The sequence below is a fragment of the Sphingobium sp. AP50 genome (genome assembly GCF_900109095.1).
Lineage (GTDB): Bacteria > Pseudomonadota > Alphaproteobacteria > Sphingomonadales > Sphingomonadaceae > Sphingobium.
This window is the reverse complement of sequence record NZ_FNYZ01000015.1, coordinates 143,141-154,583: the sequence shown is the minus strand read 5'-3', so window position 1 is coordinate 154,583 and position 11,443 is coordinate 143,141. Positions and strand designations below refer to the sequence as shown.

At 62.1% G+C, this 11,443-nt stretch carries 12 protein-coding genes and 1 tRNA gene; 2 read left to right on the top strand and 11 right to left on the bottom strand.

The features are described 5' to 3' along the window. Nucleotides 1-92: 92 nt before the first annotated feature. Nucleotides 93-1,496: a helix-turn-helix domain-containing protein gene (locus BMY84_RS20970; RefSeq protein ID WP_093086281.1), complete on the bottom strand. Its 1,404-nt coding sequence runs from the start codon at nt 1,494-1,496 to the stop codon at nt 93-95. Between the two features lie 139 nt (nt 1,497-1,635). Between BMY84_RS20970 and BMY84_RS29895 the strand changes: the two genes are divergently transcribed. After that, nucleotides 1,636-1,809 carry a hypothetical protein gene (locus BMY84_RS29895; RefSeq protein WP_177184898.1) on the top strand — a complete coding sequence of 58 codons (174 nt, stop codon included), beginning with the start codon at nt 1,636-1,638 and terminating at the stop codon, nt 1,807-1,809. Between the two features lie 77 nt (nt 1,810-1,886). On the opposite strand, the gene BMY84_RS20965 is transcribed toward BMY84_RS29895, so the two are convergent. The 4 genes from BMY84_RS20965 to BMY84_RS20950 form a co-directional block, all read right to left on the bottom strand. Continuing rightward, nucleotides 1,887-2,888, bottom strand: a complete 1,002-nt coding sequence (locus BMY84_RS20965) for an inorganic phosphate transporter (protein ID WP_093086280.1) — start codon at nt 2,886-2,888, stop codon at nt 1,887-1,889. A 168-nt stretch (nt 2,889-3,056) separates the two neighbouring features. Further along, nucleotides 3,057-4,172, bottom strand: coding sequence for a DUF47 family protein (locus BMY84_RS20960; protein ID WP_093086278.1), 1,116 nt, complete (start codon nt 4,170-4,172; stop codon nt 3,057-3,059). A gap of 85 nt (nt 4,173-4,257) precedes the next feature. Continuing rightward, a complete protein-coding gene (locus BMY84_RS20955) occupies nt 4,258-6,384 on the bottom strand; it encodes a TonB-dependent receptor (RefSeq protein WP_093086277.1) in 2,127 nt (708 codons plus the stop codon). 114 nt (nt 6,385-6,498) lie between these two features. Then, entirely contained in the window at nt 6,499-7,434 is a 936-nt protein-coding gene (locus BMY84_RS20950; protein WP_093086275.1) for a LysR family transcriptional regulator, read from the bottom strand. A 149-nt stretch (nt 7,435-7,583) separates the two neighbouring features. Here BMY84_RS20950 and BMY84_RS20945 point away from each other — a divergent pair. After that, nucleotides 7,584-7,657, top strand: a tRNA-Gly gene (locus tag BMY84_RS20945). 164 nt (nt 7,658-7,821) lie between these two features. On the opposite strand, the gene BMY84_RS20940 is transcribed toward BMY84_RS20945, so the two are convergent. From BMY84_RS20940 to BMY84_RS20915, 6 genes are read right to left on the bottom strand one after another with little or no spacing between them, the layout of a single operon-like run. Then, nucleotides 7,822-8,409, bottom strand: coding sequence for a Mov34/MPN/PAD-1 family protein (locus tag BMY84_RS20940; protein WP_177204108.1), 588 nt, complete (start codon nt 8,407-8,409; stop codon nt 7,822-7,824). Continuing rightward, entirely contained in the window at nt 8,406-9,047 is a 642-nt protein-coding gene (locus tag BMY84_RS20935; protein ID WP_093086272.1) for a ubiquitin-conjugating enzyme E2, read from the bottom strand. The genes BMY84_RS20940 and BMY84_RS20935 overlap by 4 nt, the downstream gene beginning before the upstream one ends. Continuing rightward, nucleotides 9,047-9,307, bottom strand: a complete 261-nt coding sequence (locus BMY84_RS20930; RefSeq protein WP_093086271.1) for a hypothetical protein — start codon at nt 9,305-9,307, stop codon at nt 9,047-9,049. Before BMY84_RS20930 ends, BMY84_RS20935 begins: the two co-directional genes overlap by 1 nt. Further along, entirely contained in the window at nt 9,300-10,403 is a 1,104-nt protein-coding gene (locus BMY84_RS20925) for a HesA/MoeB/ThiF family protein (protein WP_093086269.1), read from the bottom strand. Before BMY84_RS20925 ends, BMY84_RS20930 begins: the two co-directional genes overlap by 8 nt. Before the next feature lie 2 nt (nt 10,404-10,405). After that, entirely contained in the window at nt 10,406-10,651 is a 246-nt protein-coding gene (locus BMY84_RS20920; protein WP_093086268.1) for a J domain-containing protein, read from the bottom strand. After that, complete coding sequence (locus tag BMY84_RS20915; RefSeq protein ID WP_093086266.1) at nt 10,648-11,397, bottom strand: hypothetical protein; 750 nt, start codon at nt 11,395-11,397, stop codon at nt 10,648-10,650. Before BMY84_RS20915 ends, BMY84_RS20920 begins: the two co-directional genes overlap by 4 nt. Between the last annotated feature and the right edge of the window lie 46 nt (nt 11,398-11,443).

Here is an 11,443-nt window from a genome sequence, read left to right as displayed (position 1 = left end):
CCATCGGCAATATCTGCGACCTCTACACCCCAGACGAATGCCGAAACTTCCTCAAAGCCGCTGGATATGCGTCCGATTAAAGGCTCGATGCTCTAGACCCTTCTGAACGGGAATGGCGCGGTCGTCCTTTCATAGCTGTGCAGGTCGAGCGCGCGGGTGACAGGCGGCAGTGCGCGGTCCGGGCAGGCACGGCGTTCGCACAGATGACAGGTCGGGCCGACTTCGGTCGCCTCCCCCTTGTCCGGGTCGATGCCGTCGGCGTGGAGGATGCGCGGCGCATGCTTCGCCTCGCAGCCCAGCGCGATCACCGATCGGCCCCGCGCCTCCCCCTGCGGCAGAGCGATCGCCAGCGTCAGGAAACGCTTGCCGTCCAGCGTCTCGATCAGTTGCGGCGTCACCTGATCGGGCGCGTGGGCGGCATGGGCGTCCCAGCGCGGACAGGTGCCGCCATAGCGGGCGAAGGGCCATGCCTCCCCGTCGAACCGCTTGGACAGGATACCGGCCCGGTCGATCTTCGCCATGAAGAAAGGGATGCCGCGCGCGCCGGTGCGGTTGAGGCTGGTCAGCCGATGCGCCACCTGTTCGGTCGAGGCGCCGAAACGATCGCGCAGCAAGGCGATGTCATGGCGGCTCTGTTCGGCCGCCTGCCGGAAGCGGTCATAGGGCATGACCAAAGCCGCAGCGGCATAGTTGGTGAGCGCGATGCTGGCGAAGCGGCGGCTATCTTCGTCCGGCGGGGCGGCACGGCCGATCTGGGCGGCGATGGCGTCGGCCAGTTCCTGCGCGCAGAGATGATAGGCGATAGCGAAGAGCCGCCCGGAAGCGGGCAGTCGTTCGCTCAGCATCAGGCGGCGGCGATGCATGTCATAGTGACGCAGCGTACCGGCCAGCACATCGGCGCGCACCACCTGCACGCTCATGCCATGGCGGTCCTTCAGCCGGGCGCGCAACTCCGCCTGTAGCAGTGCCGGATCGTCCGGCAGCGTCGCGGCCAGGCTTTCGGCGCCCGCGTCGATTTCCGCGAAATGATTGCCTGCCCGCGCAATCGTCTCGCGCAGCCAGTCGACCGGGGCGACGAGCGGCGCGGGGCCGCTGCGGGCGACCGCCTCCCCCGGCAGGCGGCGCAGGTCGCCCAAAGCGCGGTAGAAGCGGGCGATCGCTTCGCTGACGCCGGGGTAATTTTCCGCCACTTCCAGCACTTCGTCGCGGGCGATGCCGATGTCGCGGACCAGTGCGTCGGACAGGATTTCGCTGAGTTCGCCGGGGCCGCCCTCCGCCGGGGTCGCGGTGAAATCGCGAATGTCGATGTCGTAGGTGTTGGCGAGCCGCAGCAGCATCTGCGCGGTCAATGGGCGCTGGTTGCGTTCCAGATGGTTGAGATAGCTGGGCGACACGCCCAGCTCCTCGGCCATGCGGGTCTGGTTGAGGCCCAGTTCCCGGCGCAGCACGCGCAGCTTTGGCCCCAGATAGAGTTTGCGGTCGGTCAGCTCTGCCATAAAGTCATTATGTCATAGAATGACATAATGACCAAATCTGATTATGACTTGCGGCCACTCATCGGCCTTACGCAAAACCAATCACCTGTCTATTTCGATGTTCATAGCCCGCAGGGGCCAGCCATGAAGGAAGACAGACATGACCACCGACACGATCGAACAGCCCCAGCCCGCTCGCTCGCGCGCGGTTTTCAGCCAGGAGGATTTCGGCCTGATCCGCACCGCCATCGCCCATTATCTGAAGGAAGTGCAGGACCAGCCGGAATCGGTCAAATATGCCAATCTCTATCACCGGCTGGGCCGGGTGGCCTGATCGGCTCCTGCCGATTGTGACACAAGAAAAGGGCGCGGGATCACTCCCGCGCCCTTTTCTGTTGCATGTTCCGACGATCAGAAGAATGTCGTCAGACCGTAGAAGAGCGCGCCGATGATCGCCGCAGCAGGCAGGGTGACGACCCAGGCAACGATGATGCTGGACGCCACGTTCCAGCGCACCGCCGACAGGCGCCGCGACGCGCCCACGCCGACGATCGCGCCGGTGATGGTGTGGGTGGTGGACACCGGCACACCCAAATGGGTCGCCATGAACAGGGTGATCGCGCCGCCCGTTTCCGCGCAGAAGCCCTGCGCCGGGGTCAGCCGGGTGATCTTCGACCCCATGGTGTGAACGATCTTCCAGCCGCCGAGCAAGGTGCCGAGGCCCATCGCCGCCTGACAACTGAGCACCACCCACAGCGGCACATGGAAATCGCCGGTCAACATGCCCTGCGAATAGAGCAGCACCGCGATGATCCCCATCGTCTTCTGCGCGTCATTGCCGCCATGGCCCAGCGAATAGAGCGAGGCGGAGACGAGTTGCAGCTTGCGGAACACCTTGTCCGCACCCTGCGGCGTGAATTTGCGGAATATCCAGCTGATCAGCAGCACCAGCATCAGCGCCAGAAACAGGCCGACGGCCGGCGAAATGACGATGGCGGCGCTGGTCTTGAACACGCCGCTCCACACCACCGCGCCAAGGCCTGCCTTGGCCGTGCCCGCGCCCAGCAGGCCTCCGATCAGCGCATGGCTGGAGGAGGACGGGATGCCCAGCCCCCAGGTGATGAGGTTCCAGGCGATCGCCCCCATCAGCGCGCCGAAAATGACCTGCGCGTCGATGATGCTGGCGTCGACAATGCCCTTCCCCACCGTTTCGGCGACATGCAGGCCGAAGAAGAGGAAGGCGATGAAGTTGAAGAAAGCGGCCCAGGCGACCGCATATTGCGGTTTCAGCACCCGGGTCGACACGATGGTCGCGATCGAATTGGCAGCGTCGTGCAGGCCGTTCAGGAAATCGAACAGCAAGGCGACACCGATCAGCGCGATCAGCAGCGGCAAGGCGATATGGGCGTCCATGGAACTGACGTCTGTCCTTCAAAAGTCCGTTCGTCCTGAGTAGCCGCTGACCCCGGACTTGATCCGGGGGGCAAATCGAAGGACTGGAGCGATGCGCCCCCCTTCGATACAGGCCTTCGACTAGGCTCAGTCCCTACTCAGGGCGAACGGGTGAGGGGAACCCCACCGTCAGGCGTGGTCGATGACCAGGCCGGAAATCTCGTTGGCGACGTCTTCGAAGCGATCGGTCACCTTTTCCAGATGGCTGTAAATCTCGTTGCCGACGATGAAGTCCATCGGATTACCCGCCCGCGCCTGTTCATAGAGCGCCTTGAGGCCGGATTCATGCAGGATGTCGGCATGCCCTTCCAGCTTGACCAGCCGCTCGGTCAACTCGTGCAGGCGAGTGGCGTTGAGGTTGAGCGAGCGCAGCAGCGGCGTCGCTTCTGCCGTGATGCGGGCGCATTCGACGATCAGGGCGCTCATATCCTGCATCTGCGACGGGAATTCCTTCACGTCGAACAGGGCGATCGCCTTGGCGGTCTGGTTCATCTGGTCGATCGCGTCGTCCATCACGCCGATCAGACCGGTGATCGCGCTGCGATCGAACGGCGTCACGAAGATGCGACGCACATCCTGAAGCACGTCGCGGATGATATCGTCCGCCTCATGCTCCTGATCGGAAATGGTCTTGATATGCTCGGCCATGTCCGGGCCGCCCTTGAGCAGCCGGGCCAGCGCGTCGGCGCCTGCGACAAGGGTGGCGGCATGATCCTCGAACTGTTCGAAGAAGCGCCCCTGCTTGGGCATCAGCGCATGAAACCAGCGCAGCATTCCAGTCCTTTCACTTTGCTTCTCGCGGATCGCCAGCAGCATCCGGATGAACCAGCCCGGATCGGCGGGCGGTTCGCGGAAGGCCGCGATGATCGACTTCAAATCGGGTTCGTCGACCGCACCAGCGGCTTCGGCGACCGGGAACCAGCGCAATTCCCTCTGGCCCTGTTCGGGCCATTGCGTCAGGTGGCCGGTGACCGCAAGCGGAAAAACCTCCACCGTCGCTTCGCGCGACCCGCCCTTGCGCTTGCGCTTGTCATAGACATAGCGGCCGAGCGGCGCGGGACAGGCGATGCCGTGGATGCCAGCTTCTTCATAGGCTTCGAGTTCGGCGGCACGATGGCCCGCCAGGCCCTTGATCCGGTTGCCCTTGGGAATCACCCAGCGCCGCGTGTCGCGCGACGTGATCAGCAATATCTGCATCGATCCGTCGGCAGCGGTGGTATAGGGCAAGGCGGCGATCTGGCGCATGGACCGCTTGTAACGAAATTGTCACAATGCGCAAGAAGTGCGAAGCCGGCGCGTCCTATTATCGGGCGCGCCGGCGGCATTCGGGTCAGATGGACAGGCGCGCCGTCAGGCGGATGTCGCGACCGGCGAGCGGCGCATAATCCTTGAGGAAGCTGGCGGCGCGGCGGGCCTCCACATCGAAGATATTGTTCACCGAGAGTGTGAGCGTCGTGCGGTTATTATCCTTGAGCGGCTTCCACGAGATGGAGGCGTTGACCAGCGTGAAGGCGTCCGTATCGGTTTCCGTTTCGGCCGTGCGGTTCTGCGCGAAGTCATGCTCGAATTCCGCGCGCAGGCTCAGGCGATCACCCTGCGCTTCCAGCCCGCCCAGCAGACGCAGCGGGGGAATGCGCGGCGCGGGACCGGTGCCCTTGATCGTGGCGCGGACATAGTCGGCAACGCCATCGACATTGATGGCATAGCCCCCGACCTGTGCCACTTTGACCGTGGCTTCGGCTTCAAAGCCCATATAGCGGGCGTCGGCCTGATTATATTGATAGCAGGGGAATTCCAGTTCCGCGCCGCCATTGACCGCCAGACAGGCATCGTCGGCGACGAGCGCGTCATAGATATAACCGCTGAACCAGTTGTGATAGGCCGACAGCGACACGCTGTAGCCCGTCCCCTGCCCGCGCAGCGTGCCTTCGATGCCCCAGCTCTTTTCCTTGTTGAAATCGGGGTTGCCGACTTCGAACGCCTGGGTGCCGGCATGATTGCCGCGGGCGAACAATTCTTCGGCCGAGGGCGCGCGTTCGGTGCGCGACAGGTTCAGGCCCAGCCGCCAGCCGGGCACCAGTTCATGGCTGGCGCCGATCGAGCCGGAGACGGTGTCGAAGCTGCGGCTGTAGGACGGGTTGAACAGGGTTTCGTCCGCATCAGCGCTGACATCGGTATGTTCGAACCGGCCGCCGACCTCGACACGGGTCGTGCCCAGATCCAGCGACTGGAGGGTGAAGATGCCGATCTGGTCGGTCTGGTTACGCGGCAGGAACTTCTCTTCGCCCACGACATAGAATTTGCGGGTGAAGAACTGCGCGCCGACCGCGCCATCCCATCCGCCACGCTTGGCCTGCACCAGTTCGAGGCGCGATTCCATCGACTGGTTGTAGAAGGTCGTGCCGACCTCCCCCGTGTCCTCGATTTCCTGATGCTGATAATCGGCAAAGCCCGCGCGGAAGCGGATCGATTCCAAAATGTCGCCATTGACCGGCAGTTCCGCACGCATGTCGACGCGGTCCTGCTTCATATGCAGCCGCACCTGTTCCGCCTCACCGCCGTCAGTCACGGCATAGCGGACCGGCACGCCATAGAGATTGTCGGTATGCGCGACCGAGAAGCCCAGATTGCCGCCGTCGGTGATCAGCGCTGCACCGGCCGCGATTTCCCAGGTTTCGGCGGCGCTGTTGGGCAGCTTGCCATGCAGGGTCGACAGGCCCTGAATATCCGGATCGCTGCTGGCGGCGGCCTGCGCGCGCAGGGCCGGGGTCAGGATATAGCTGCCGGTGTCGAGATTACCGGTCTTGGTATAGCTGCCGTCGACATGGACGACAAACTTGTCGCTGAGCGGCACTTCGACTTCACCCGATCCGGTGCGCTCGTTCGACGCGCTACCATAGGTGCCGATCGCGTCGATATGCACCGGTTCGTCCGGCACACGGCGCGGGATGCGGCTGTCGATGACATTGACCACGCCGCCGATCGCCGAGGAACCATAGAGCAGGGCCGCCGGGCCGCGCAGGATTTCGATACGATCGGCGGTCAGCGGGTTGATCGCGACGGCATGGTCGACCGAGGTGTTGGATACGTCGAAGCTGCCGATGCCGTCCGTCAGGATGCGGACGCGTTCGCCTTGGAAGCCGCGCAGGATGGGGCGCGAGGCATTGGGGCCGAAGGAGGTGGCGGACACGCCCGGCTGGCGCGCGAGCGTTTCACCAATGCTGGTGCGCAGTTCGCGGGTCAGCTTCTCGCCGGTGACAACCGTGGTGCCGGACAGGATATCCCCCTGCTTGCGCGGGATCAGCGCGGTGACGACGATGTCGGCGCGCTGATCATGATATTGGCTGTCGGTGGCGGGAGCGCTGGTGGCCGGCGCGGCATCTTCGGCAAAGGCGGGAACGGCAAGGCACAGCACGGACAGGGCGCAGCCTGTGCGCAATATCGGAAAGCGGGACATGGAAGATCAACCCTTTGGTTCTGGTCTATGTGATTCTGTATCTAGAATGATACATCATATCAAGATCAGTTGGCCGCATTTTCGCTGCGCCGCGGCATTAAATCTTCGTCATCTTTACAGAAACAGGAACTCGGCCAGCGCCTCGACCGCCGGTTTCTCCATCGCGCGTGGTGCGATCGCCTGGCGGATTTCAATCGCGGGCAGCGGCATGTCGAGCGCCAGTCGCCGGATACCGCCCATGCGCCCCAGATCGCGGGCCAGCGAGCCGAACGCGGCAAAATAGCCCGCGCCATCGCGCAGAGCGGCGATGATTTCGAACATATTGTCGCTCTCCAGCAACGCGGGCAAAGCGCGCACCCGCCCCTTGGCAAGGGCGGCGTCGATGATGTCGCGCATGCCGTTTTGCGGCTCCATCGTCAGCATCGGCGTCATGGCGAGTGCATCGCGGCTGACATAATCGGCGCGCGCCAGTTCATGATCGCTGCCGGCATAGAGGTTAAGCGGCTCCGACCAGCCATAGCGGGAGGCGAAACCGGCAGGCTCCTCCAGCGCGTAGAAATAGGCGATGTCGGCGCGACCGCTGGCGAGCGCGGCCATGGCCTGTTGCGCAGTCTGGACCCGCAGGTCGAGGGTGATGGCGATATCTTCGTTCGCCGCCTCGAACGCGGTGAGCGCGTCGAGGAAATGGCCGAAGATCGGCGCGGGCGCGGCGAGGACGATCGTCTTGCGCGGCGGGGCTTCCGGCGCAGCGATGATTGGCGTGGCACTGGCCGCTTCGGATGCAGCCTCAGGCACAGGTTCGCTCTCGGGGAACGGGGCATCCTGGTCGAGCAGGGTCATGGCCTGCGCCGTCTTGCGACCAGCCGGGGTCAGGCGCGCGTCGCCCTCCGGATCGTCGAACAGCCGATAACCCAGCCGCATCTCCAGCGAGGCGATATCGCGCAACACCAGATCGACGCCGATGCCCAGGTCGGCGGCGCAACGCCTTGCGCTTCCCGCCGCCACCATCTGCGCAAATATGTCCAACTGGCGCAGGGATGGGCTGTTCATGCGCGACTGATAGAGGAAATGGCGGGCGCGGGTAAGGGCGATCTTCGCCCATTTACCATCAATGCCAGCGCAGATGTGCGAAGGCGTATTTCCAGACAGTCTCCTGTTGACGAACCCCCTATGATGATGGCAGGGCGTCCGCCTGCCGGGCGGGTATAGCTCAATGGTAGAGCACTAGCCTTCCAAGCTTGTGATGCGGGTTCGATCCCCGCTACCCGCTCCATGAATTTTCCCCGGAAATCAGCCCTTTTGCCGTCGCTCACCAGTTTGAGCGGAACAGCCTGTGCGGCAACGATGCGATAGGCGGCGGGGGCAGGTGCTAAGTTGTGGCAAGCATCGAGCCCAGATTTGCAAGATCCGAATAGCGACAAGCGAGCCGATGACCGCCTATGAAAGGCTCTGCCCAAGGTGTGGGACAGGCGCGCTGAGCGGCCAGCTATATCGCGCGCTGAATGGTACTTCGACGCTATCGGGCCCGGCGAACCATTTCTCTTGCCCACGGATCGGGTCGCTTACGAGGCCTATCGAATGAGCATTGCCGAAGAAAGCGCGCTGCGTGTTTCGGTCCGTACCGCTGAAAAAAGCGCCCAGGTCCGGATGGCTATGATACCATCCGACTATATAGAGACCCTCCTTGCAAAGCGTCTGCGCATCGTCCCATACGCGACTTCCCATGATGAGCGAGACGCCCGTGCCATGGGCGTCGCTCGCACCGACGGCCTCTTCCACGGTGACAATGACCGGATCATGCGGGTCTTCACCGAAGACCCTGCCAATCAGCAATCCGCCTTGTTCGATCCGTTGAGACTGGAGATGGTTCTCGACGCGCTCGCGGACATGGGTATCAACGACGATCAGCAGGCCATCGCCAACCTGCTTCCAGAGAAGAACCGCCTCGGCAAAGCCAAGCCGGGCGAAAAGCCTGTCCAGCGGCAGGATGGTAAAGTCGGGCGCCTTATCGGTCCAACGGATCATGTTCTGACCTCGAAGCCAGTGCTGCATCTGGGGCAATTGACCCTGCCGCCTTTCCCGGTCGGCAAAGCCAGCTTTGCTGCGCAGTGAGGGCAAGTCACGGTTGTCCGTTCCGGACTGGCCTTGGGCACATCCGTCCACGCCATGGTGGGCTTTTTCGCGGTGGCCGCGGCGTCCAGCCTGTCTGTGGGAAACAGCGAGGGGTTCTGACGGCGCACTTCCCGGTACCAGGTTAGCGCCGCGCCATTGGCGGGCGAAAGCTCATTCAGGATCAGGGGGTCGAAAGTCACAATCTGGACGATCCGCTGCACCAGCAAATCCAGTGCTTGCGATGGCAACCATTTCTGACCGAAACAGATGAGGCCCGACGTATAGACGTTGGGATGATGGATCGGCGTCAGGATTTTGGCAGACGGTTCCGAAAAAGGGTATCGGGCCGGGAGATCGATGACGACTTCGGTGACATTTTGCACTTCCGCTGGAAAGCGGTGCGATCCTGCCGTCCGATAATGCAATTGCACCATGATCCGGGAAACAGGATGACCGGTTGCCGCCGTCAGGATGATCCGCCCATTCGACGTGCTGCTCAGTTGGCGCAGCTTTTCAATGTCCTGAACGCGACGTTCGGCAAAGGCGGACATCAGCCTATATACCCCGCCACCAGAACCGGCTGGACCTCCAGGATATTTCCATCATCGACGATGCCCGCCACAAGGGCCTGCGTCGGCAAGATCGCCTTTCCGGTCGCCGTGTTGACCAGCGTATAATCCGTATCGACCGGCATCGACCAGTTCTGCACTGCCGCCTGAATGACATCGGCACCCACCATCGAACGAGCCAGTTCGACCTCAGCCTTTCGCGTCTGATCCGCTGTGCGCAATATGATTTTGACCTCAGACATCCATATCTCCCTGAAATTCAAAGACGATGCTACGGCCATCGGCTTCAACGATGGCAAATTTGGCCGGAACCGGATGATGGCCGAATGTACTGATCAATTCTGCAAAACTGAACTGATCACGAATCTCGATGTCCACAGCTTCCGGATTATCCGCCAACTGGCTGGCATAGCTATCGTCGAAATCGGAGGCCCGTTTGAAGACCGTGATATAATCGCCGCCGATCCGGTAGCCTGTCAGGATCGGCTCGCTGAAGGTGACCGTGATGGCTGCGGGATCATGGGCGAGATCAAGATTGCCCATGTGTCGACCGCATGTCAGGAGCGGCGGACTGGCGGGCAGCCGTCCGCACGCCGGACAGATCGGATTGCGCACAAGGCCGGTTCGGGTAGACGCGCCCGAAATGGTGTCGACAAGAACTCTGGTCGCTTCCACTTCCTTATCTGAACCGAGCCGCAGGCCCATCGAGACACCCAATGCGGCGGCCGTGCCCGATGTCACGATCGTCGTCGGAATTTTTCGTTCGATGAAGGATGCCTTGCGCAGGTGACCGCAGGAATAGCGTTGGGCCATGCGCTGATAGACGGAGTCCGGCAGGCTGCATTCATAGCAGGCGCTATCTGCCGAGGACGAGAAGCGGAAGGCTTCAACCACGGAAAATCGGCTGTCGATGCCAAGATTTACAAGATCGACCCCGGCAAGGATGCACATCATGTTGCATCGGATTCTGGCTTCGAAATTATCCACGCAGCAGAAGACGACATCATAGGCCTTGAGATCCCGCAAAGACAGAAGCGACCAGAAGTCGCCCACATGCGCGGTCACTTCGATATTGGGGTCAAGCTCCTGCGCGCGGGCGGCGGCGACCTGCGCCTTCCAGCCGCCAATGTCCCCCTCCCGGAACAGCACGCTTCGAGTGAGATTATGCGGTTCGATCCGATCGAAATCGAAAACGAAAATATGGCCTGCACCCAGCAGGGCGAGGTTCTTGATCACCTCGTTCCCAACGGCGCCAGCGCCGATCACGGCGATTGTCATGCCGGCAAGCGCATCTTGCGAAAACCAGTCGATCAGATTGTGCCGGGCATAGCGATCCATCGTCAAACCGCCCGCTTCGAAACATAGGCATAGGCCTGATTCACCAGCTTGAGCATCTCCTGATTATAGGCTGCCATGAACGGGTCTGCATGATCGGGATGATAGGTTTTCACGAGCGCGAGATAGGCGCGGCGCGCCTGCGCCTTCGTGCAATCGACCGGCACGCCCAATATGTCGTGCGGGGCCCGGGTGCGGACACTGGCGAGCCGGTCCGAATAGGGATCATCCAGATTGCGCCATCTGATCATGTTATTTCCAATATCATCGAGCGCTCGGAGATGATGATCTCCGGTCCAAATTGCGCATGATTGATTAACAATCCTCGCACACGAACACGACGGCCTTGCAGGCTGTTGATGAAGTCAGCTCCGCCCACCTTGCGGACAGCCTGGCGGAAGAACACCGGCTTAAAACCGGCCACCCACGACTTGCGCTCAAACATGACCGCGAAATCCGTTCCGCGCTGACTGATCCGAACGGTTTTCACCTCGCCTTCGAAGGTGACGACATGGCCGAAATGATCGCGGAAGTTGGCGAGCGTCACGACATCCGGGGTGAAGTTCCGCCCCGGAGACGTCTTGTCATGCACCGGGACGATGGCGGTCGAGGCGCAGGCGACGCAGTGTCCGCCATTTTCGCTTCGAACAACATCATAGCTTTCGCGATGATAATAGACCTGACAGGTCGAACATCTGTACAGCCCAAGGCCGATATCAAGGGGTGCGCCCGTGAACGCATCCCGCAGGCCATCAAGATTTTCCTGCGACAGAGTTTCGCCGCCGCCGGTATCGATAGCGTTGTCGATATTGTTGAACCGGATCGGAGACGGGCTGGCTTGGCGGCTGGGACGATGGACAGTTGCGGGCCGCGGCGGGGGAGGAGGTGGCGGTACGCGATTGGGCCGACTGGCCGGGGGCGACGATGGAGGTTTTATTTTGTCGCGGAACCAGGAAACAATCCAAAAGAATCCGACGATCAGCGCAATATACAGCATCCGATTCTAGCTCGAATAGCCTTCATGCACACGATGCAGCGGCATG